This window comes from Hymenobacter plasmatis, from assembly GCF_020711255.1.
Taxonomy (GTDB): Bacteria; Bacteroidota; Bacteroidia; order Cytophagales; family Hymenobacteraceae; genus Hymenobacter.
Genome location: NZ_JAJFAW010000006.1, coordinates 96,878 through 119,091, shown reverse-complemented (window position 1 = coordinate 119,091; position 22,214 = coordinate 96,878). Strand labels below are relative to the sequence as shown.

The 22,214-nt window shown below is 57.7% G+C and carries 18 protein-coding genes; 1 reads left to right on the top strand and 17 read right to left on the bottom strand.

The features are described 5' to 3' along the window. Positions 1-36: 36 nt before the first annotated feature. Positions 37-966 (top strand): hypothetical protein, encoded by a 930-nt coding sequence (locus LJ738_RS06245; RefSeq protein ID WP_227785450.1) that lies wholly within the window; start codon positions 37-39, stop codon positions 964-966. 21 nt (positions 967-987) lie between these two features. On the opposite strand, the gene LJ738_RS06240 is transcribed toward LJ738_RS06245, so the two are convergent. The 17 genes from LJ738_RS06240 to nrfD form a co-directional block, all read right to left on the bottom strand. Then, the gene (locus tag LJ738_RS06240; protein WP_227785449.1) at positions 988-4,788 is read right to left on the bottom strand and encodes a DUF8818 domain-containing protein; all 3,801 of its coding nucleotides are present in this window, start codon (positions 4,786-4,788) and stop codon (positions 988-990) included. Between the two features lie 79 nt (positions 4,789-4,867). After that, on the bottom strand, positions 4,868-8,749 hold the full coding sequence (locus LJ738_RS06235; protein ID WP_227785448.1) for an ATP-binding protein: 3,882 nt from the start codon (positions 8,747-8,749) through the stop codon (positions 4,868-4,870). Between the two features lie 243 nt (positions 8,750-8,992). After that, positions 8,993-9,382, bottom strand: coding sequence for a DUF983 domain-containing protein (locus tag LJ738_RS06230; RefSeq protein ID WP_227785447.1), 390 nt, complete (start codon positions 9,380-9,382; stop codon positions 8,993-8,995). Then, positions 9,383-9,637 (bottom strand): hypothetical protein, encoded by a 255-nt coding sequence (locus tag LJ738_RS06225; protein WP_227785446.1) that lies wholly within the window; start codon positions 9,635-9,637, stop codon positions 9,383-9,385. It lies immediately after the preceding gene. 68 nt (positions 9,638-9,705) lie between these two features. After that, positions 9,706-10,275 (bottom strand): DUF420 domain-containing protein, encoded by a 570-nt coding sequence (locus LJ738_RS06220; RefSeq protein WP_227785445.1) that lies wholly within the window; start codon positions 10,273-10,275, stop codon positions 9,706-9,708. Then, a complete protein-coding gene (locus LJ738_RS06215; RefSeq protein ID WP_227785444.1) occupies positions 10,259-10,933 on the bottom strand; it encodes a thioredoxin domain-containing protein in 675 nt (224 codons plus the stop codon). Before LJ738_RS06215 ends, LJ738_RS06220 begins: the two co-directional genes overlap by 17 nt. A 3-nt stretch (positions 10,934-10,936) precedes the next feature. After that, positions 10,937-11,278 carry a cytochrome C oxidase subunit IV family protein gene (locus tag LJ738_RS06210; RefSeq protein ID WP_227785443.1) on the bottom strand — a complete coding sequence of 114 codons (342 nt, stop codon included), beginning with the start codon at positions 11,276-11,278 and terminating at the stop codon, positions 10,937-10,939. A gap of 97 nt (positions 11,279-11,375) precedes the next feature. Further along, a complete protein-coding gene (locus LJ738_RS06205; RefSeq protein WP_227785442.1) occupies positions 11,376-12,149 on the bottom strand; it encodes a cytochrome c oxidase subunit 3 in 774 nt (257 codons plus the stop codon). Between the two features lie 22 nt (positions 12,150-12,171). Continuing rightward, positions 12,172-12,759 (bottom strand): cytochrome c oxidase subunit 3, encoded by a 588-nt coding sequence (locus tag LJ738_RS06200; RefSeq protein ID WP_227785441.1) that lies wholly within the window; start codon positions 12,757-12,759, stop codon positions 12,172-12,174. Between the two features lie 93 nt (positions 12,760-12,852). After that, entirely contained in the window at positions 12,853-13,704 is an 852-nt protein-coding gene (cyoE, locus tag LJ738_RS06195; RefSeq protein WP_227785440.1) for a heme o synthase, read from the bottom strand. Positions 13,705-13,772: 68 nt separating this feature from the next. After that, entirely contained in the window at positions 13,773-14,918 is a 1,146-nt protein-coding gene (locus LJ738_RS06190; RefSeq protein WP_227785439.1) for a COX15/CtaA family protein, read from the bottom strand. Positions 14,919-15,045: 127 nt separating this feature from the next. Next, positions 15,046-16,923, bottom strand: a complete 1,878-nt coding sequence (locus LJ738_RS06185) for a cytochrome c oxidase subunit I (RefSeq protein WP_227785438.1) — start codon at positions 16,921-16,923, stop codon at positions 15,046-15,048. Between the two features lie 35 nt (positions 16,924-16,958). Beyond that, a complete protein-coding gene (locus LJ738_RS06180) occupies positions 16,959-18,032 on the bottom strand; it encodes a cytochrome c oxidase subunit II (protein WP_227785437.1) in 1,074 nt (357 codons plus the stop codon). Between the two features lie 86 nt (positions 18,033-18,118). Then, positions 18,119-19,453, bottom strand: a complete 1,335-nt coding sequence (locus LJ738_RS06175) for a quinol:cytochrome C oxidoreductase (RefSeq protein WP_227785436.1) — start codon at positions 19,451-19,453, stop codon at positions 18,119-18,121. A 3-nt stretch (positions 19,454-19,456) separates the two neighbouring features. Beyond that, positions 19,457-20,221 (bottom strand): c-type cytochrome, encoded by a 765-nt coding sequence (locus LJ738_RS06170; protein WP_227785435.1) that lies wholly within the window; start codon positions 20,219-20,221, stop codon positions 19,457-19,459. Further along, positions 20,221-20,748, bottom strand: a complete 528-nt coding sequence (locus LJ738_RS06165; RefSeq protein ID WP_227785434.1) for a DUF3341 domain-containing protein — start codon at positions 20,746-20,748, stop codon at positions 20,221-20,223. Before LJ738_RS06165 ends, LJ738_RS06170 begins: the two co-directional genes overlap by 1 nt. Further along, entirely contained in the window at positions 20,741-22,195 is a 1,455-nt protein-coding gene (gene nrfD / locus LJ738_RS06160) for an NrfD/PsrC family molybdoenzyme membrane anchor subunit (RefSeq protein ID WP_227785433.1), read from the bottom strand. Before nrfD ends, LJ738_RS06165 begins: the two co-directional genes overlap by 8 nt. Between the last annotated feature and the right edge of the window lie 19 nt (positions 22,196-22,214).

Here is a 22,214-nt window from a genome sequence, read left to right as displayed (position 1 = left end):
CTGCGTTGGCTTTCTGACCTTCTAACTTCTATCCCTATGAAGCGCCCCTGCCTTGCCTACTGGGTCAGCCTGCTACTTGCGCTGCCCCTCTGGAATGCCTGCCAATCTTCTAAAACCGACGAGCAGTCTACCAGCGGCACCGCCAAAAAGCCCTTGCAGGAGGCCGGGCAAACGCCCACAGCCACCCAAGCGGATATCCTGGCGCAACGCTTCGGCCCCATACTGAAGGGCGCCTGGGTTTCGACGGCCTACCTGGCCGCGGTGCAGAAGACCAAGTCGCCGCTCAAGGCCGCGGATGCGGCGGGCGAAGTTTCCGAAATCCACATCAACCCAGCCGCGCGGAGCGCCGACAGCCTCGTCGCCGACGTGGGCCTGGGCAACCACGAAGGCGGCAACCTAACGATTTACTTTCGGCCCGGCCAGCAAGCAAACGCTCTGCCCACCAACTTCCGCGACTACGACGCCCCGGGCAGCTTTGCCGAACTCAGCTACCGCCTCGCCGCCCGCGACACCACCCTGGAGCTCACCACCTACAGCAAAGGCGGCAAAGTCTTGGCCCGCACAGCTTATCGCCGCGTGGCGGGGGCCCGGCTTGGCACGCTGGGCGCGGCCAATCTGGCTGTTAACCAGCTGCTTTTGGCCGGCAACTACAGCGGCGTAGATTCCCTGGGGCGCCCGGTGAGCATGCAGTTTGAAGCCAACGGGCGGGTAAAAGGACTCAAAGGGTTCCGCAGCTACATCGTCAATACAGACTTCAGCGGCGGGCCCGGCACCGAGATTGACCACCTTGTGCTCGACCCCCAAACCACGCATCGCCGGCTCATGGGCTATAGCCGCCGGGCCAACACGTTGCTGCTGTACGCCGCCTTCATGGTAGAGCCGCGGCTGGTGGCCGGCACCGAAGACGACTACACCCTGCCCGAGTTGGTGCGGGGCCGGCTACTTTTCACGCTCGAGCGGCGCTAGGGCTACGCCGCACTGCCAGGCCTAAAACAGCACGGCTACCTGCATGCGGCCGGTGTGCACGGTTCGCAGGCCGTTGGCTTTGCGGCCATCATAAGCGACGGTGATGTTCAGGCCGTTGCTCAGGCGCTGCTCCACGTTCAGGTTCCAGGTGAAGTTGCTACCGGGCCGCAGGGCGTTGAGGATTTCGACGGCCACCACCGAATTGGGATTGGTGCCGTCGAACTGGACGCGGGTGTAGCGGGTGGCGGCCGTGATGGTGCGCTTGTTTACCTGACTCAGGCGGGTTTCCAGGCCCAGTTCGTCGAAGATGCCAGGGTGCAGCTCCGCGTCTTTGCCAGCCAGGGTGTTCTGCTTTTGGGTGTGCAGGTAGGTGCCGGTGAGGCGCAGCGCGGGCGTGGGCTGGTAGCTGATTTCGGGCTGGATGGTGAAAATCAGCAGGCGGTAGTTGCGGCTGAGCAGGTAGTCGCTGGTGGCTTCGCGAATGTCGCGGGTGCCGGTGAGGCGGCCCGTGAACGAGGTGGCCAGCGTGCGCCGCACCAGCAAGCTCTGGGTGCTCAGGTTGCGGCGGTCGAAGCCCTGGGCGAGCAGCGTTTTCTGCTGGGTTTGCTGCACGGTGAGCTCGGCCCCGAAAATGGGATTGGACCGGTTGAAGTAGAGCGTGTTGCGCATCAGCTGGTTGAAGGCCAGCAGCTGGGCATCCTCCTTGTCGTAGCTGAAGGGGCTAAGGCGCGAGAGCAGCGAGGGGTCGGTGGTGCGGCGGTCAACGGTGATGCTGCTGAGGGTGGCAAAGCGCGCCAGCACGCCGCGCCAGCCGCCGGCTTCGCGCCAGCCGCGCGGGGCCGCCGTAGTGAGCCGGTAGCTGAGCCGGTTGGTGAAGGCGGTGATGTAGTCCGAAGTGGGCAAATACACCTTGATGTAGGTGCGGTACTGCGCATCCGGCGTTTGGGCTTCAAAAAACTCGTCCTTTTCCTGCTGGCCGTTGCCATTGGCATCGCCGCCGTAGTAGTGCGTGCCCTGGCCGGCGGGCACGGCCAGGTAGGAGAAGTCGCGCTTGAGTTCGCGGCCGGTGGCCACGCTGTAGCTCAACTCCGAGCGAATCTGGTTTTGCAGCAGGCTGGCGTTGTAAAACACCTGCCCCAGCACCGTGCGGTTGCGCGCCAGACCCAGCGAATCAAGGTCGCGGTAGGTGGCCAGTACGCGCAGGTCCTGGGTTTTGCCTAGGCGCGAAGCCATGGTACCCTGCCAGGTTTGGGCGGTGCCGCGCCGTTGCAGGGCCGTTTGTTCGCGGTTGGGGGTTTGGTCGCGGCGGTAGCTGTAGTCAAGGCGGAACTGGGTGCGGGCCGAGTCGCGGCTCTGGATAAAGACGTTGTGCTCGTCGAAGTAGTTGGCCGAGCGAATGGTATCGGTGAAGGCGGATCTGACGCGGTTTTTATCGAAGCGGTAGGCGTAGCCGGGCACGATTTTGCCGCCCACGAAGCGGCCTGTGGCCTCGCCCCGCGCCCAGTCGGAATGGAAGCGGCCGGCATCCGAGTTCAGCACAAACAAGGTGCCGCGCAGTTCCAGGTTGCCCACTTTCTGGGCTGCGTCCAGCCAGTGCTGCAGCCCGCTCACCTCGCCGGGCCGGAAGCGCCGGCTGAGCCGGTAATTCACGTTGTTGTTCACGTCCTTGGCCACGCCCACGCTGAAGTTGAAGATGTTGTCTTCGCGGGCGGTCTGGCCGTTGGCGGTGCTTTGCAGCGGGTTGGTGGCGCTCCAGTTGCGGTCAAATTCGATGTCGCGGTAGCGGTCTATCGGCGAGAAATGCTTGCCAGTGTACTCATAGTCGAGGGTCGAGCGCAGCCGGTAATTGCGGAGCAGGCCCCCGGCCAGGGCGGCGGGCAGCTGGCGGTCTTGCACCACGTAGCCCATGCGCATGGCCCCGTCCTGGTCGCTTTCTGAGGAAAAGCGGTTGCGGTCGAGGCGCGAGCGGGCGGCGTCAAAAAACACCGTCGTGCTGCTGTCGACCCGGTAGCTGATGCCGCCGGATACCATCTGCTTGAGCAGCGGCGTGGGAATGCGGCGTACCGGCTGGTAGCGGCCCTGGCCCGCCCCCGCGAATTCGTACACGCGGCCGTTGGCGCTCACGTCGGTGGTAGTAAGGCGGTAGTCGCCGTTGCCCTGGCCCACGTCGGTGAAGCGCACCGAATACACTGTGCCCAGCGTGTCGGGGCCCACGGCGCGCCGGTACCGGCCGGTGGCCGTGTCGCGGCGGTAGAGCACCTGCGTGCGGGTGTAGGCCACCGGCTCGCCCCCCGGCGTCACGGCAAAGGCCACGTTGCCGGCCCGCTGCAGCTGGGCCCGGGCCGAGTCGGTCAGGTTGAGGTTGGGCGCGTTGTTGGGGTTGTCGGCTTCCTGGTAGAAATTGCCGCGCACGCTCAGGCGGCCCACCTGCTGGTAATGGCTGGCGGCCAGCAGCGAGCGGGAATAGTTGAGGTCCGAATACTCGAAGTCAATCTTAATCCGCGAGTTGCGGGTGATGAGGTGGCGCGGCGTAAACGTGACTTCGGCCAGGTTGTAATCGATGGTATAGTCGGCGTCGAAGCCCCGGGTTTGCAGGCGGCCGTCGAGGTACACCCGTTCCGAATTGGCCAGCACGATGATGAACTGCTCGCCGTTGGGCCCGTTGAGCCGGTACGGGCCCTGCACGTTTTCGATGGGCGGCACGTCGGTGCTAGCGAATTTGCCCTTGGCCACGCCGCCCGCCGCCGAGGTCGACGACTGCCACACCAAGCCCTTGCGCACCCCCGAGCTGCTGACCGCAGCCCCCGTGGCAGGCGCCCGGTCGCCGAGCGGCAGCGGCGCACCAGCTCCACTCGGTTCCTGGCGGTTGGGGTCGGTGAGCTGGGGCTGGCTGATGGCCGGCGGGTTGAGGGTAGCCGGCGAGGGGCCGTTGAGCTGGCCACTGGGCACCTGCCCGGCCTGTCCGTTCAGATACACCGCATTGGCTACGCCCGGCGCGGCGCCCAGCCCAGCCAGCCCCACAATGGGCGGCCCAAAATTGGCCTCGGCCGCCGCGCCCTGAATGTTTTTGTAGTAGCGCAGAAAGTAGTCGGGCTTGTTGCGCAGCACCACATCGCCGGCCGTTAGGTTCCAGTTGGGGTTGGTGAGGGTGATGTAGATTTTGTCGAACTGCTGCAGCTGCTGGGTGTTGCCCTCGGGCTGAAACGGCACGTTCTGGTCCGAAATGGCCGCCGTGAGGTTGATGTTTTCGGCCAGCTTGCCTTCCAGCTGCAGGTTGAGGGCCGAGTTGACGAAGACGTTCTGGGTGTTGCCGAAGCTGATGCCGCGCGCCAGGTTGCCGGTTTTGTTGATGCCCGGCGTGCTCAGAATCTGCTCTTTCACCGAGAAATCCTCAAACCGCATGGCTTCCCGCCGAAAGCTGAGGGTGTCCATCAAGCTCAGGGGCCGGCGGAAACGGGCTGCCGAGAGCCGCAGCGGCAGCACCCGGTAGCAGACTAGCAGCGAGTCGGGTAGCGGCGCACCGCTGCTGTCGCGGGGCGCCGGCCGAATCCAGCGGTACTGGTCGCTGCGGGCATCGTAAGCCACTACCCGGCCACCAGCCACTACCGACGACGGCACCACCGTGAGCGTATCCGGAAGGGTAAAACTGGTGGTGTCGCGGCCCGGCGTGAGCGCCACGTAGCGGCAGCGGCGCGTGCTGGGCGGTGGAGCATCGCCGCCAGTAGCTGGCCGCACCTGCGCCTCGGCCCCGTAGCTCAACAATAACAGCACCGCCACGAGCAGGCCCGTAAAGGGGAAGCACAAGCGTAAACGGCGGTTCATGCAGTAAAGGTCGGGGTTGGCAGGTAACGACGGGGGCGGGTGGTTTCGTGCCGTTGCGCGGGCCGCCCGGCTAGTGGCCTTACCCGGCCAGCGGCAATTCAATATAAAACACGGTGCCCTCCCCCACTTTCGTTTCAAACCAGACGCGCCCCCCGGCGCTCTCAATCCCGCGCTTGGCCACCGCCAGCCCAATGCCCGACCCCGTTTCCTTGGTCGTGAAGTTCGGCACGAATACTTTTTCGCGAACGTCCTCGGGAATGCCCGCGCCGTTGTCGCAAATTGCCACGCGCACCGTCCCGGCCTCGGCCGCCGTGAGCGACACCCCAATGTGGGGCTCGCGGCCCTCGGGCACCGCCTGGCGGGCATTTATCAGCAGATTGTTGAAGGTGCGCACTAGCAGATTTTCATCGGCAAATACCACGTAGCGGCCGGTTCCGGCGTCCGGTGGCAGGTGCAGGTCCAGCGCGCCGTCGTTGGTATCGGGCTGGTGTAGGGCGGCGCAGCGGCGCAGCACGGCGGCCACATCGAGTCGCTCGGGGCGCATGGCGGGCAGGTTGGTAAAGGTGCTGAAGGACGTGGCAATGTCGCTCAGCACGTCAATCTGCGTGATGAGGGTTTGGGAAATGCGGCCAATCAGCTCCTCGGCGTTGGGCCGGCGCTCGGTAATGGCTTTTTGCAGAAACTGCAGGCTCAGCTTCATGGGCGTGAGCGGGTTCTTGATTTCGTGGGCTACCTGCCGGGCCATTTCGCGCCAGGCGGCTTCTTTTTCCTGGGCGGCCAGCTCTCGCTTGCTGGCTTCCAGCTTGGTGAGCATGGTGTTGTACTCGCGCACCAGCAGCCCAATTTCATCGTCGGAGCTGCGGTAGTCCAGAAACTCGTTTTGGCCGGTGAGGGTGGTTTGGGTCAGCTTTTCGGTGATGAGTTTGAGGGGCGCCGTGAGGTGGCGCGCGGCCACAAAAGCCAACCCCAAAAACAGCAGAAACATCAGTGTGAAGATGTTGAGAATAGTCGTGAACAGCTCCGTAAGCTTGGTATTCAGCTCTTTCTCGGAATCGAAAAACGGAATGCCGATGTAGCCCAGAATGGGGCCGGTGGGCAGGGCCGTATCGTCGGCCGCAGCTCCATCCAAATCACTCTGCAGCGGCGAAACCGCCCTGGCAGGCGCCGCGGGCTTGGGAGCCCGGCTCCGGCGCTGGGGGCCAATGACGTGGCCGCCTAAGTCAGCTACTACCTCCTCGCCCACCCCGGCCCGCACCGGCAGGTATAAGGCATTGAACGACAGCGAACCCGCTTTCTCGGTGAGCAGGGCCCGTGGGTGGTTCTGCTCGCGCAAGGACACCACGGCCTGCGGGTTGAGCAAGGGTCCCAGTAGGCCAGCCTCAAAAATCAAGGGCTGGCTGCTGGCTAGCAGCTCGCCGTGCACGTCATAGAGGTTGAGGTCGGTTTCGGTGAGCGCGGCCACGTTTTTGGCCAGCGCGGCCAGCGTGGGGCGGGCCGTGCTGTCCGAGAGCAGGTGGCGCTGGCGGCGCAGGCTTTCCAGAGCCAGTTGCCCACGCCGCTCGTAGGTGCGGGCCAGGTCGCGCTGGTAAGACGCAATGAGCTGGCTGGCTGTGGCGATGCTTACCACCAGCAGCGGCAACACAATGCCCACGTTCAGCAGCAGCTGGATGCGGGCACTGAAATTGAGCCGGAGCCGCATGGCCGCGCGCCCCCGCAGCAGCAGGACCAGGCTACCCACCAGCAGCCAGAAAAACGTGGAGAGCAGAAACTGGAAGGAGAAATTGGCCAGCCAGTCGCCCGGCGAATACGTGGCCGAGGTCACCACCACCGTGCGGTCCAGCGAGCCGTGCACGGCATAGTGGTGGAAGCCGTGGCGGGTCACGCCCCCTTGGTAGAGGCGCGGTTCGGCCAGCAAGCCCACGGGCAAGTGGTTGGCGTAATCGAAATCGCCCTCGCTGTACACCAGCCGCCCCCTGGTGTAGCCCGCGTAGCTCAGGTCGGTGGCCAAGCTGGGCTGAAAGAACTTTTGGTCCACCAGCAGTTCGGGCAGTACGCTGTAGGAGGTGAGCTTTTTAAGGGTGAGTTCCACCCGCACCGCGCCCAGGGCCGGGCCAAACCCGCTAACCCGTGTGCCGGGCACCATGATTTGGGCCACGTAGCGCCGTGTGCTGAAGGGGTTGCCCGAGTGCACCAGGTACACACCGCGCTGGTCGGTGGGCGTGGCAACGCGCTCCAGAGCCGCGCGTGCCTCGACAAAGCTGGGCGTGCCCGGGGGCATACCCAGCGGCTGCCCGGCCTCGTCGTAGAGAATGATGTTGCTCTCGTATTTGTCGAAATAGTCGCTCAGGTACTGGCGCGCAATGCGCTGGCGCACGGTTTCCGGCCGCCCGAACGCCGCCGTCAACGACCGCCGAACAAACGGGTCGCGGGCAATTTCCCGCATTCGCTCGCCCAGCAAGTACTCGCCCTGCAAATCATTATCAATCAGCAAATTATTAGCCAGGCGCTGCTTGTCTACCAATAGCTGGCTCTCGAAGTGTGCGTACAGCGCCAGCGCCCCGGTAGCCGAGGCCAGCGCCAGGAGCAGCACAATCAGCACCGAGGCCTGGTAGCTGCCGGTGGTGGGCTTGGCGCGCATCCCCACCGCGCGTACTAGGCAAGCAAACAGCAGCAATACCCCCACCAGCAACACCCACGGCAGCCCAAAAACCAGCCCCACGCCCAGCACGGGCACGGCCGCCAGGCCCGGCCCAAGTAGCAGTACCCGCCGGGGCACGTGCTGCAACAACGCCCCGGCCAGTTGCGTCAGCCCAAAAAAGCCCACTAGCCACGCCGCGGTATGCAGCGTTACCGAGAGGGCCAGCACCACCCAAAAGCCCGATATCTGCAGGTTACGGGTCACGTCCAGACTAAGCTGGGGGCTGCCAAACGCCGTGGTGTAATACTCAAACAGCAACACCAGCCATAAGGCGAATCCTGCGCCTACGAGAACCGCGGCTAATGCCTGCCCCTCAAGCGCACGCGGAGCGCGCACCCGCTCGATTACTCGTAGCTTAATCCACAGCACCATGCCCCCCGCGGCCACTAGCAGAGCCAGCAGCGCATCCAGCAGCAAGTCGCCCAACGACGGAGCCCACCACGACGCCGCGTACATCCGCGGGTCAAACAAGGGCAATTCAATAAATGAGTACGGAAGGCCCAAATTCAGCAAGGCGAAACGCAGCACCGCGAGCGGCAGCACCACAGCCGCGACAGCAGCCCCCAGCCGCCGGGCCCGCCACAAGCGCAGGGCCAGCAGCAGCCACCCCGCGGCGTACAGCAAGCTGCCCAGGCCCAGCAAAGCCAGCGGCACATACTGCCCCGTGAGCGGATTGGGCTGCAGCCGCTTGATGGAAAAGACATAGTGGCCGTCGGCCGCCCGGAACTGAGCGCCGTTATTAGCGGTGCTGTCGGCCACTACTTGCAGGTCGAGCCCCCGGAACAGCGCCTGCTCCCCCCCTTCCCGCAGGTAGCGGTTGCTGATGCCATAATGCCGCTCCAGCGGCAGATAAGTAAGTATCAGAAACCGACCCGCCATGCGCGGCAGCAGCAGGAAATGCCCCACCGGCGTCTCGATTAGCCGTTCGACCAGGCTGCTGACTTCGGCTTCGGGCCGCAGGGTGGCATCGGACCAGTAGCGCAGCTCGCCGTTTTCCAGCACACAGGTGGGGTAGGTGGTTTGTGCCAGCAGCTTTTGGAAGCTGTAGTTGCCTCGGGGCAGCTCTGCCGCCACCGAATCGGTCTCGCGGCGGGCCGTGAGCTCGGCCTGGAGCACCACCTGCTGCAAGCGCGCGATGTCGGTGCGCTGCACTACTCCCGGCGCCAGGGCATAGCGGCTGGCCAGGTAGCCTCCCACAAAACACAGCGCCGCCGCCAGCAGCAACAGCCAGGGCAAACGCCGCCACTCAGGAAGTTGAACCACAGATTTGCGAGGGTTGTGAGAAGAATGCAGAAAAAATTCAGCCCAACCAAAGTCTAGGGGTCATAAACCCCGGAAAGGCAGCAAAATAAAACCGAAGAAACGGCGGATTATTTCGCTTCCACAATAATTGAGCTAGCGAAGCATTACCTCCGCCTTAGCATGCCCCTACAAAATCCAAGCCCAACAAAAAATGCCACCCCGGGGCGGCATCACTTTCTTGGGCCAAGCCGCTGCCCGGGGGCTTTAGGCTTTGGCATAACGAGGGTCGAAGCTAGCCCCACCAAAAGCATAGAGCATGACCGCCCGAGCGTAGCGAAACATCAACGGCGTAAACGCCAGCACGGCAGCAGCCACGGCCACCACATACACCCACACATCCGGGTCATGGCCCAAAAAGTACAGCAGCACACCCACAATGGCCACTATAAAAGTTGAAAAGCCGTAGCTGATGTACATGGCTCCCCAATAAAACCCCACCTCCGGCTCAAATGCCTGACCGCAAACCGGGCATGCCTCCGGCATTTCATCGAACTTGGTAAGATTCAACGCCGAATGCGTAAACAACTTGCCTTGATGACAGCGCGGGCACCGCAATGCCAGCAGCGCCAGCAGTGAGGAAGGAGGCGTGGCCACTTACTTCTTGGCCGCCTTGGGGTGCGTGCGCCGGTACCAGAAATAGCCCACCGCACCCATGAGGATGTACGGCACCGACATCATGTACACGATGCCTTTGTTGAGGCCCGATACATCGTAGTCGTCACGCTCTTGCCGCGCCGATTCTACCTGCGACTTACACATCACGCACTGCGCACCAGCCGCCAATGGAGCCAGGCTCAGCAACATGCCCAGCAGCAAGGCGAAGGTCGAAGCGAAAAAGGTCTTTTTCATAATAAGAGAACACAAGGATTGAGGCAAAGTTTCCGATAAGTGGAAGGCGCTGCCGCTATGAAATAGGTTTAGGTATAATACGGCGAAATCATGAAATAAACGATGACGCCCGTCACGGATACATACAGCCAGATGGGGAAAGTCCAGCGCGCAATGGCCTTGTGCTTGGTGTATTGCCCGGTGAGGGCAAAATACAGCGTGAACAGCACCAAAGCTACCGTTACCACCGCTAGGCAGATATGCGTTAGCAGCAGGAAAAAGTAAGCGTAGCGCACAGCGCCCACGCCGCCAAAGTGCGTGCTAGCCACCTGCGAGTGGTAGGCCACGTACGACAGCAGGAACAAGCCACCCAAGGCAAAGGCAGTGCCCATCATGGCGCGGTGGCGCAGTACCTGCTTTTGGCGAATGAAATAATAGCCCGCCAGCAGGCAGATAGCCGTCAGCGAGTTCAGGACCGCATTTACCGCCGGCAGAAACTTTACCTCTGCTCCGGGAATGCGGAATAGGTCAGGGAAGGAAAACAGCACTGCAACCAAAAGCGGTACCACTACTCCCAGCGTACCGAGGATGATTTTGTAGCGCGTGTAGTCGCCAGGAGCCAGCACCGGAGGGTGCAATTGTTCAGTGGGGGTGTTCATAATCGTAAAGCTGCACGGTAACCTCCGTCAGTAATCGGTCTATTTCGCGGCCGTCGGTGCCATCGTAGATACCGCGCACCCGGCGCTGATTGTCAATCAATAACAGCCGGCCCACGGGGATGTTGGCAGTATACACGGCACCGGGCATGCGCTTGGGGTCAGCCGTGAGCCGAAACTCCTGCAGCGTGAGGCGCTTGAGCGTGTCGGGAGGGCCGGCCAGAAAAAACCACTTGCCGGCAATAGTGCCATATTGCTCCGCCAGCTTCGAGAGACTGGCCGTATTGGATGCGTCGCGGTTCAACACGAACGTAACCAGCTTCACTCGCGGCTCGTGCCGGAACTTCTCCTGCACGCGCAGCAGCTGGCGGGCCACTTGCCCACTGGCCGCGTCATCCGCAAAGAACTGGGCGATGTATAGCCCTTTGCCCAACTCCTGGCTGCTTACTACCCGGCCCGAAGAGGCTGGCAACTGAAACGGCTCAATTTGGTGGAAAACAGTATCGCGCTGCCACTTACCGCCAACCTGCGTGGAATCCACGCGGTCGGGCAAGTAAGTAGGCAGCGCGTAACGGTTTGTACCGAAGCGAAAAAGGAACAGGAAAGCCAGTACAGGCAACAGCAGCAGCAGCCCCAGCAACAAAGTTTGGCGGGGCCGCATGCGCTATTTGAACATGTTTTGCAGGACTTCGCCGATGAACGAGCCTTCTGTAATTAGGGCTACGAGCAGCCAAATCAGCAAGGCCACCGGTACGAGGATGGTCCAAATCAGGCCTTTCGTCTCGTGCTTCAAGTGCATAAATTCTCCAACAATGAAGAAAGCCTTGAAAATGGTAAGCACAATGAAAATGCTGTTGCGCAACGTGCTTGGGTGCATCAGGAACACAAACACGAACTCAACGGCCGTGATGCCAACCAGAATGCCAAAAACTCGCCAAATCCAAGCGGTGTTTGGCTTGGCAATTTCCCCGGTGTGGGTTTCTTCAGTAGTTGCGTGAGCAGCCATAATCTGTGAATAATGAAAGAGTGAATGAGTGAGATTGCAGAGAACAGGGGGCTGAGGATATTGCTATTCACTCAGCTGCCCGTTCGCCCATTCACTTTTAAACGAGGTAGAAGAACGTAAACACAAATACCCACACCAGGTCTACAAAGTGCCAGTACAAGCCGATTTTCTCAATCATCTCGTAGTGGCCACGCTTGTGGAAGGTGCCGTTGGTGGTAGCGATAAAGCACCAAATCAGGAGGCATACGCCTGAGAAAACGTGGGTGCCATGGAAACCGGTGATGAAGAAGAACAGGTCAGCAAAAAGCACCGGACCATACTGGTTTACCGACAAGTTTGCGCCGTGAAAGACCGTACCATCGGCCATGCGCGTGCCGGCCTCGGTGCCGTGAATGAAGTGGCTCCACTCCCACGCCTGGCTAAGCAGGAAGGTGCTACCAAAAAGGATGGTCCACAGCAACCACTTCTGCACATCACTCTTGTCCATGCGGTGGCCAGCCTCTACGGCCAGTACCATCGTCACGGAGCTCAGAATCAGAATCATCGTCATCAAGGCCACAAAGCCCAGGGGCACGTTGGCATGGCCCATGCCGGGGAAGGCATTGAACACGTGGTCCGGAATAGGCCACCAGCGCGAATTGAAGACAAAGTCCTTGGCCTCGCCGGTAAATACCTCGTGCTTATGGCGAATCATGCCATAGGTGGTGAGGAAAGCAGCAAAGGTGAATGCGTCAGAAAGCAGGAAGAACCACATCATCAGCTTGCCGTAGCTCGCCTTGAAAGGTTCGTTGCCGCCGTCCCAGTTGCCGGTGCGCGGGGCGTCTTGGGTAGCGGAAGCAGCGGGCGGCTGCAAAGTGGTCGGTTGGGCCATAGCGGACAGCGTAACGTCAGTTTTAGTGGTTCAAAAGTAAGAACAAATACAGGTACAGCCAAAGCCCGCCCAGGAAGTGCCAGTATAAGGTAGCATTGCCAATGGAGAGCATGGCACGCGAATGCACCTGATAATTAAGGACCCGCTTCAGCACGACGGCCAGAAAAATAAGGCCCGTCACTAGGTGAAAAGCGTGTACGCCCATCAAAACGTATACGAAAGAACCCGAAGGATTGGCATCGGCACCGCCAAAGTAGGTGTTGCCGGCCACCAAATCGCCGAAGCTGAAGTACTGTCCAACCAAGAAGGCCAGCCCCAACGCCAGGGTGATGCCCAGGCCGGTTTTCACTCGGCCAATTTCATCTTTGCGCGCCGAAAAGTAGGCCCACTGCATGCTGGCGCTGCTCAAGGCAATAATAATGGAGTTAAGCAGTAGTGAGGCCGGCAGGTCAAACTCGCGCCAGTTGCCCTCGTCGCGCCGCACAATGTAGCCGCTGGTAAAAGCTGCAAACATCATTACAATGCTAAAAATGAGCAGTACGAGCAGCACACGCTTGGGGTGCCAACCCAGCCCAACTTCTTTTTCTGATAAAGTTTCCGAAGGATTCATATTGAGAAAAACGCCCGCTCGCGCCGACGCAGATTATTGATAAAAATGGGTAATTACCCGCCGCGGCGAGCACTCATTTACAACAACGAACAGCTATATTTTGTCCAGCACTAGGGCGATTTGCACGATGGGCAAATACATAATAGAGGCAAACATGATGCGCAGCGCCGCCTTACGCGACTGCGTCCGCATGAGCTGCACCGTGAGCAGCAGGAATAACACGCCGCACACCACTGCAACCAGCGCAGAAATCCGTCCCGAGATATTGAATTCCAGCGGCAATAGGCTGAGCGGAATCAGCAGCAGCGTGTAAGTCATTATCTGGAACGCAGTCCGCATGTCCCGGTTGCCGGGAGCCGGCAGCATTTTAAAGCCCGCCCGTTTGTAGTCGTCGTCGGCGACCCAGGCAATGGCCCAGAAATGGGGAAACTGCCACATAAACTGAATACCAAACAGCACCCACGCCTCTACCCCGATATACCCAGTGGCGGCTACCCACCCAATCAAGGGAGGTAAACCACCGGGAATAGCGCCTACGGCCACACAAATGGGCGAAATCGTCTTGAGCGGTGTGTAGATGAAGCCGTACAGGATTAATGACAGCAGCGATAGGGCTGCGGTGAGCGGATTGAAGCAATACGCCAATAAGCCCAGCCCAGCAATTCCCAGCAGCACGCAGAAAACCCATGCCTCGGCCGGCGAAACGATGCCCAGAGGCAGCGGCCGTTTGGCGGTTCGCGTCATCAGCTTGTCAAGTTCCCGTTCGTGGATTTGGTTGATGATGTTGGCCGAACCCGTTACCAGCAGCCCTCCCAGCATCACGAGCAAGGCCCTACTCCAGCTCAACTCATGCGCCCCGAGCATGTACCCGATAGCGCTGGAAAACGCAACCGTGAGCGAAAGCCGGAACTTGAGCAGCTGAAAATAGGCGCGGGCCTTAACCATTAATACGGGTGATAATTTCGTCGTTTTGGGCCCAAGCAATGGAGCCATGCCCAAACGGGGCCGCAAAGTTACGCAACAACGTGCCGGGAGGCATCCGAGGGAGCAACTGTTTGCTGGGTTTTTCGCCCCCGAGCCACTGCTAATAGCGTCAAAAACTGAACGCCAAACAAAACCGTAGCCAGCGTGAGATGTACCGGCTGCACCGAAGCAGGCAGCGCATAAGACGCCAAAACGATACCGGCCAGAATTTCCAGCCCAATAATTCCCAAGGTTGCCATCACCAACTGCCGCAGGCGCAGCTGTCCCAATTGCCACAACTCATACCCAACGTAAACATTCAGGAGCAACACCAGCGCAGAAACCGTGCGGTGAGTGCTGAACACACTGCCCAACTTTTCCACCCAGCCCTCCCGGCCCAGGTACCCCGCCGCCGCCGAAACGATGTCCACCTGTTCCCGCACTTGCGTACCTAGCATAATCTGCCAGAACGTAAGCAGAAGCGCAGCCCATATACTCCGCTGCAGGCCGACGCTGGGCTTCTTCAGATAAGATTGAGCTGAATTATCTTCTACATGATTCGACGACAATTTAGCTCGGGTTTCGATGCGCGATTGGGCCCGGTCTACCGCATATAGCAGCAAAGCCACAATCACCAGCGCCAAGGCCATGTGAACGGTCACCATCACCGGCAGCAAGTTGGTAGAAACCACAAGGGAGCCCAAATAACCCTGCACGCCAGTCAGCAAAAACGAAGTAAAGGCCAACCAAAAAATGGTCCGCTCACGCCGCCAGTAGGGTAAGGCAAATACTACCGTTAGGAATACGAATACACCAATCAATGCTCCCAGCAATCGGTTCACGTACTCAATCCACGTTTTCACGGGGTTGAAGTCCGTTTCAATATATTGCGTGGGGTGGGCGAAGATGCTGCCAGCCACTTGGGCAAAACCCATTCGTTGAAGAGTTCGGGCCAGCTTCTGGTTCTTAGCTACCCGCTGCGCAGTGTATATCTCTTTGTAATTGGCAGGCAACTGGCTGGCCTCCGTAGGCGGAACCCAACTACCAAAGCACTTGGGCCAATCCGGACAGCCCATTCCGCTCCCGGTGCTGCGCACAATACCACCAACTAGAATCAGGAGGTATACGGCTATTACCGTCAAAATTCCCACAAAGCGGAAACGTCGCGCTGCAGGGCTTATTTGTAAACTATTCATTGCCATTTAAACACTCTTTTCCGCCTATTTGTCCCGGTCAGTCACTCTATTGTTCAGTTGAGTTTAACCAAACAAAAACGGGCCGCCGGTCAGGCGGCCCGTTTTCGGACGTTGTGAATCTATCAATCTACTCGGCCATGTCCTGCTCGTAGGGCAGGTTCGATGACTGCGTTTGCGAGTAAGGCACGTTCTGCGGGATGAAATCCAGCTCTGCACCAGGCTTGCTGTAGTCGTAGGGCCAGCGGTATACAGCTGGAATCTCACCAGGCCAGTTGCCGTGGCCGGGCTCGATAGGAGCCGTCCATTCCAGCGTGGTCGAGTTCCAGGGGTTCTGGGTGGCACGACGGCCGCGGAAGATGCTGTAGAAGAAGTTAAAAATGAAGATGAACTGACCTAAGAAGGCGATGATAGCTGCAATCGAGATGAACTTGTTCATATCAGCGAATTGCGAGAAAGCATCAAAACCAGTCCAAGCGTAGTAACGACGGGGGAAGCCAGCGATACCAACATAGTGCATCGGCATAAACACGAGGTATACACCCACGAACGTCAACCAGAAGTGGATGTAGCCTAACTTCTCGTCCATCATGCGACCAAACATCTTGGGGAACCAGTGGTACACGCCGGCAAACAAGCCAAAGAATGCCGAGCTCCCCATTACCAAGTGGAAGTGAGCTACCACGAAGTAGGTGTTGTGCATCTGAATGTCCAGCGTTGCGTTGCCGAGAATGATACCCGTCAAACCACCCGAGATAAACAGCGACACAAAGCCAATAGCGAACAGCATGGCCGCCGTGAAGCGGATGTTACCGCGCCAGAGCGTGGCCAGCCAGTTAAACACTTTCACGCCTGATGGAACGGCGATAATCAGCGTCAGGAACATGAAGACCGAACCAAGGAAGGGGTTCATGCCCGTTACGAACATGTGGTGAGCCCACACAACGAACGACAGCAACGAAATGCCAATCAGTGAGCCAATCATGGCGCGGTAACCGAAGATGGGCTTACGTGCATTCGTAGCCAGTACTTCCGATACCATGCCCATGGCTGGCATGATTACAATGTATACCTCGGGGTGGCCCAAGAACCAGAACAAGTGCTGGAACAATACCGGCGAACCGCCTTGGTTGCTCAACGCCTGCCCAGCAATGTAGATGTCAGAAAGGAAGAACGAGGTACCAAACGAGCGGTCAAAAATCAACAGCAAAGCTGCCGAGAACAGCACCGGGAACGACAGGATACCTAGAATAGCCGTCAGGAAGAAAGCCCAGATGGTGAGCGGCAGCTTGCTCATGCTCATGCCACGCGTACGCATGTTGATTACCGTAGTCACGTAGTTTACACCGCCCAAAAGCTGCGAAACAATGAAGAAGGCCATGCTCACCAACCAAAGGGTCATACCAGCTCCTGAGCCGGGAATTGCCTGGGGCAATGCGCTTAGTGGTGGATAAATTGTCCAACCAGCCGAAGCCGGACCAGTCTCAATAAATAGAGACGAGAACATGATAACACTCGACAGGAAGAAAAACCAGTACGAGAGCATGTTCATGAAGCCCGACGCCATGTCACGGGCACCAACCTGCAGCGGAATCAGGAAGTTGGAGAACGTGCCGCTTAGGCCAGCGGTGAGGACGAAGAACACCATGATGGTGCCGTGCATCGTCACCAGAGCCAGATAGAACTCCGGATTTAGTTTACCCGCTTGAATCCACTTGCCCAGGAAAGGCGTCAGCCACTCCATTGAGCCTTCTGGCCAGCCCAACTGCAAACGGAACAAGCTTGACAAAGTGCCACCTAAGATGGCCCAGAACATACCCGTAATCAGGAACTGCTTAGCAATCTGCTTGTGGTCTTGGCTGAACACGTATTTCCACAGCCAGTGTTGGTCATGGTGCTCGTGGTCATCGTGGTGCAGGTGGTCGCCATGCTCCGTGGCGGGCACCGGTGCGGTACCAATACCGCCTTGCGCTTGCACGCTTGGCGAAAAATTGGGTTTGGCTGCCATGTCTGACATATAGGGATACCGTTAGTGTAGAGTGATTAGTAAGAAGCAGCCAAGGGTGCAGGTGCTACTTCTTTGGCTTCGGTAGGGTCAACTGTTTGGGAAACCAGTGATTTCGGTTTCTGTTTCAAAGCCGCCAGCACTTCGGGGTTTTTCTGCGAGAAAGATTGTTGCGCAGCGTACCAGTTTTGGTAATCGTCCGGCTCATCCACAATGATGGTAGCTTTCATTGCGAAGTGGCTACCGCCACATACCTGATTGCAGGCCAACTCATAGTTGAATTTGGGGTTACCCAAACGGGCGCGCATCTCGTCGGTAGTAGTAGTAGGCGTAAACCAGAAACGAGTAGGCATGCCTGGTACCGCATACATCTGCACGCGGAACTGCGGCATATACACAGCGTGCAGTACATCGCGCGACCGAATCTTAATTAGAACGGGTACGCCCTTAGGCACGTGAATTTCATTCGTAGTGAAGTCATCCAAAGCTGACTTATCGCTCAGGTCGAAGCCAAATTCGTTCACGGCGTCAATCATGCGGTAATTCACTACGCCCAGCTTCATATCGCGGCCGGGGTAACGAACCAACCAGTTAAACTGCTTGCCCATTACTTCAACGACCACCGAATTCTTAGGAGCAGGACCAGTAATGCGAGTCCAAGCTTTCCAGCCAGCGAAAATCAGCGCTGCCATTACAATGGCAGGAATCACCGTCCAGATTACCTCAATTTTGTTGTTGTGCGCAAAGAAGTAAGCACGGCGACCTTCTTTATGCTGGTACTTATAAGAGTAAACGAAGAGCAGTGTTTGCGTGATAGCAAAGGCTACTCCGATTACCGCCATTGTAATCCAAAACATCCGCTCCATCTGGTGGCCATGCACCGAGGCAATGGGCGGGTTCATCTTGTTGAAATTTTCAACAAATGAATAGGCAAACCAAGCACCACCCACCACTAAGAATACCAACATCAAAATAGCGTTAACGCTATTGCTCATGCCAATATCCCGGGTAAAAGTGCCCGAAAAAATAGAAGTCAGAATCTGTAAGCGAAACAACAGGCCGAATACGACCAGCAGCAACACCAACACCAACAAAATAGTAAGAGCCGTCATTGAGTTTTTAGTATTAAGTACTAAGTATTGAGTATTGAGAAATAGTCTAATGATAGACTTAATACTCAATACTTCATACTAAAATCTTAGGTAGTGTGGTGGATGCTCTCGTCCAGGAAAGGATGATTAACCGGGACAAGCGAGGCAGATGCCAGACGACGCGTGAAAAGAATCAGGAAAGCGCCAAGGAAAATAGCAGCAACGCCAATCTCAATCAGGAACCCGTTTTCACCCTTCAAAGTGCCCGGCATTAACATCAAATAAAAGTCTGACCAATGCCCAATTAGGATGGCAATGCAAACGATTTTCATGATAATCATTTGGCGCTTTGCATCCCGTGTCATCAAGCCCAAGAAAGGGAACACAAAGTTGATGACGAGGTTGAAGAAGAACATTCCAGTGTAGCGACCTTCAAAGCCTCCAAGACGCTGGTTATAGTACACTGCTTCCTCGGGCAAGTTGGCGTACCATATCAGCATGAACTGTGCAAACCATACGTAGGTCCAGAAAATGCTGAAGCCGAACATCAGTTTGCCCAAGTCGTGCAAATGGTTTGATGTTAAAGCCCTCAAGTAGCCTGCTTGTTTCAAGTAAATTGCGGTTAGAGCAATGGCAGCGATGCCCGATACCCACCACGATGCAAATACATACCAGCCAAACATTGTGCTGAACCAGTGCGTGTCAACCGACATTACCCAGTCCCAAGCCGACATAGAAGATGTTACAGCGTACAGGACCAAGAACAACGCCGAAGCATTGATGCTCTTGTGAAACCAAACGGTGCCGCCCAACTGGTCTTCGGCCAGCGAAAGCTGACGCAGCTTGTAGCTGAAATAAGCCCAGATGGCGAGGTAGATGATGGTACGGATGAGGTAGAATGGCAGATTAAGGAATCCACTTTTACCAGCAATTATCGCATCATAGTTGGGGTTACCCTTATCCATGATACCCTCGTGGGTCCAGTGGAAGATGTCGTGACGCCCCAGGAGGAACACGATGAGCATAATAGCAGCACCGGGAATAACCCAGGCGCTCAATGCTTCTGAGATTCGCTTAATCAGAACCGACCAACCTGCATAGGCAACGTAGTTGATTGCCATGAACACGGTACCGATAGTCGATACGCCTAGGAAGAAAACATTGCTGTGCCACAGGCTCACCAGCAAACGCTTCAGCCAAACCGGGCTACCTTCATGATGGACAGATGCGCCGGCACCGTGGCCGGCTGAGGCACCAAGGTGACCAGCTGCTTCTCCGGCAGCTGCGTGATGCTCCTCACCCCAGCCCAAAAGCGAGGCCAGGATGCCAATGATAAGCACCACCACGCCAGCAACAATGATGGTAATAAAGGTTTTACGGGCGCCATCCGTAACAACGAGCTGTTCAGCCGTGGCGCTTTCTTGATGCGTCAGAGTTGCCATAAGTTATTTGTTGCCGGGGGTGTGGGTAACGCCCGAGCCATTGGGGGCAACAGTGCCGCCTTGGCCTGGGGTCTCAGAGGCTTTATTGGCTTGCGCCTCCCCTACCGGGCCCTGATTGGCCCGGTCAGTCATCTCAGTAGAGTCGTTAGCAGTAGAGGCAGGGCCTTTTACTACCAATTTGCTCAGAGCATCGGGGCCTTCGCCACGCTGCAGAACGCGCACGTACATGGCAATCTTCCAGCGCTCCTCCGGGTTCACGATTGAGCCGTGGGGCATCATGCGGTTGCGGCCCCATTGAATGACGTGGTAAATATGCCCGTCGTTCATGGTCTTGTAGGCACCCGCAGAGTAATTCGGAACGCCCTTGAATTTTAGGCCAACCGGTCCCTGCCCATCGCCGGCTTCGCCATGACAATGCGAGCAAATGCGGGTATAAAGCACTTTGCCCTCTTCCAGATTTGCTTTGGTGTAGGGAAAAGGGTTACGCAACGTGCGCTCAGCAATGCCGACACTATCCTTCGGGATATGGTCGTAGTAGCTGAGTTTGCCACGCGGAACGGTAGCAATCGGAGGCATACGCTCGTTGATACCGAAGGCATTCACCCGGTTAAAGTTGGTTTGCTTCAACGGCTCATAGGGAATGGATTCATACATCTCCGGGGCATATTCCACACCGGGGTCGTCGGGCCGGGAAGTGCAAGCCGTGGCTAGCCCCAGGGACAGCAGCAGCGCCGAAACGCGCAAGCTAAGGTTCAGCGAATGCGTCATTAGTTGTTGGTCATTTCTTTTTGGTTGACCTCTGAAGCGCCGTTTTCGCGCAACAGCTGGGTCAGCCGAGAAAATTGCGAGCTGGTTTCATCCAGTTCGATAGCCATGACAAACTTGTCATCGGTGGCCCGAACATCAATTACCGGTACTTTAGGACGAGGGTAAAGCCCTTGAATCGTAAAGAAGGTAATGGCCATTCCATGACAGGTGAAGAACACCGTCAATTCGAACGCAACCGGAATAAAGGCGGGCAGCGCGATGTGCGGCTTGCCACCAATAATCATCGGCCAGTCAAAGCCGAGCATGTAAATCTGCAGCCACAGCGCGAAGGCCAGGCCTGTCATGCCAAAGAAGAAAGCAGCGATAGGCAGACGCGAGCGTTCGATGCCCAAGGCATCGTCGATGCCGTGAACGGGATAAGGCGAGAACACATCGTAAATCTTCACGCCAGCGGCGCGAATGTTCTCTACGGCGTGCAGCAGCACGTCTTCGTCTTCGAAGATGCCGACGGCAAAGCGCTTAGTCATGCTTGTTGTAAGTTATGGGTGCCGAAGCCGGAGCCCCGATGGCTGGTTGAGGAGCGTGAGCGTGGGCGGCCTTCTGAGGATTGTAAGTCGGGCCGTTATCCACCGTATACTTCAGGATGGTTTTCACTTCGGCCATGTTAATCACAGGGAAGAACTTAGCGAAGAGCAAGAACAAAGTGAAAAACAAGCCCAGGGTGCCTACATACAGACCAATGTCGATGATAGAAGGCGAGAACATAGCCCAGCTCGACGGCAGGTAGTCACGGTGCAACGAGGTTACAATGATTACGAAACGCTCGAACCACATACCGATGTTAACGATGATGGAGAGGATGAACGTGAGCGGAATGCTGTAACGAACCCGACGGAACCACACCAGCTGGGGGGTGATAACGTTGCAGGTCATCATCGAGGCATAAGCCCACCAGTAAGGACCAGTTGCGCGGTTGATGAAAGCATACTGCTCAAACTCAACCTGTGAGTACCAGGCAATGAAGAACTCCGTGATGTAAGCAACACCTACGATAGAGCCGGTTACCATCATGATTTTGTTCATGAGCGCAATGTGCTCGAGCGTAATGTAATCTTCCAAGCGGAATACCACCCGGGTAATCAGCATCAGCGTGAGTACCATGGCAAAGCCCGAGAAGATAGCACCTGCCACGAAGTAGGGAGGAAAGATGGTGGTATGCCAGCCCGGTACAACCGAGGTAGCAAAGTCCATGGATACAATGGTGTGTACCGAGAGTACAAGCGGAGTCGACACGCCGGCCAGAATCAGCGAAACGGTTTCGTAGCGCGACCAAGCTTTGGCAGAACCCTTCCATCCGAAGCTCAACATGGAATAGCTAAACTTGGCGATAGTGCCTTTGGCACGGTCGCGGATAGAAGCGAAGTCGGGAATCAGACCGATGTACCAGAACACCAATGACACGGTGAAGTAGGTCGAGATGGCGAACACGTCCCAGAGCAACGGGGAGTTGAAGTTCACCCACAGCGAACCCAGCGTGTTTTGCAGCGGGAACACATAGAAAGCCAACCAAGGACGGCCCATGTGCAACACCGGGAACATGGCGGCACAGATTACGGCGAAGATGGTCATGGCCTCCGCGGCCCGGTTGATGGAAGACCGCCACTTCTGACGGAACAGCAGCAGTACGGCTGAAATCAGCGTACCGGCGTGACCGATACCTACCCACCACACGAAGTTGGTGATGTCCCAGGCCCAGTTTACGGTTTTGTTCAGGCCCCACTCCCCGATGCCGTACCACACCGTGCGGTAAACAGAATAGAAGAATACGCCCAAAAAGAACAGGGCTACACTCAGGGCGGCCATCCAACGGATGTTAGGTTTGGCTTCTACCTGATAGCAGATGTCTTGCGTTACGTCGTGTAGCGTCTTACCCCCGGTTACGAGCGGCTCGCGTACGGCTGATACGTGCTGCATAATCTTATAGGTTAGTGAT

Coding starts and splice junctions, on each gene's coding strand:
- LJ738_RS06245 (WP_227785450.1), top strand. CDS start 37: ATGAAGCGCCCCTGCCTTGCCTACTGGGTCAGCCTGCTACTTGCGCTG.
- LJ738_RS06240 (WP_227785449.1), bottom strand. CDS start 4,788: ATGAACCGCCGTTTACGCTTGTGCTTCCCCTTTACGGGCCTGCTCGTG.
- LJ738_RS06225 (WP_227785446.1), bottom strand. CDS start 9,637: ATGAAAAAGACCTTTTTCGCTTCGACCTTCGCCTTGCTGCTGGGCATG.
- LJ738_RS06220 (WP_227785445.1), bottom strand. CDS start 10,275: ATGAACACCCCCACTGAACAATTGCACCCTCCGGTGCTGGCTCCTGGC.
- LJ738_RS06215 (WP_227785444.1), bottom strand. CDS start 10,933: ATGCGGCCCCGCCAAACTTTGTTGCTGGGGCTGCTGCTGCTGTTGCCT.
- LJ738_RS06210 (WP_227785443.1), bottom strand. CDS start 11,278: ATGGCTGCTCACGCAACTACTGAAGAAACCCACACCGGGGAAATTGCC.
- LJ738_RS06205 (WP_227785442.1), bottom strand. CDS start 12,149: ATGGCCCAACCGACCACTTTGCAGCCGCCCGCTGCTTCCGCTACCCAA.
- LJ738_RS06200 (WP_227785441.1), bottom strand. CDS start 12,759: ATGAATCCTTCGGAAACTTTATCAGAAAAAGAAGTTGGGCTGGGTTGG.
- cyoE (WP_227785440.1), bottom strand. CDS start 13,704: ATGGTTAAGGCCCGCGCCTATTTTCAGCTGCTCAAGTTCCGGCTTTCG.
- LJ738_RS06190 (WP_227785439.1), bottom strand. CDS start 14,918: ATGAATAGTTTACAAATAAGCCCTGCAGCGCGACGTTTCCGCTTTGTG.
- LJ738_RS06185 (WP_227785438.1), bottom strand. CDS start 16,923: ATGGCAGCCAAACCCAATTTTTCGCCAAGCGTGCAAGCGCAAGGCGGT.
- LJ738_RS06180 (WP_227785437.1), bottom strand. CDS start 18,032: ATGACGGCTCTTACTATTTTGTTGGTGTTGGTGTTGCTGCTGGTCGTA.
- LJ738_RS06175 (WP_227785436.1), bottom strand. CDS start 19,453: ATGGCAACTCTGACGCATCAAGAAAGCGCCACGGCTGAACAGCTCGTT.
- LJ738_RS06170 (WP_227785435.1), bottom strand. CDS start 20,221: ATGACGCATTCGCTGAACCTTAGCTTGCGCGTTTCGGCGCTGCTGCTG.
- LJ738_RS06165 (WP_227785434.1), bottom strand. CDS start 20,748: ATGACTAAGCGCTTTGCCGTCGGCATCTTCGAAGACGAAGACGTGCTG.
- nrfD (WP_227785433.1), bottom strand. CDS start 22,195: ATGCAGCACGTATCAGCCGTACGCGAGCCGCTCGTAACCGGGGGTAAG.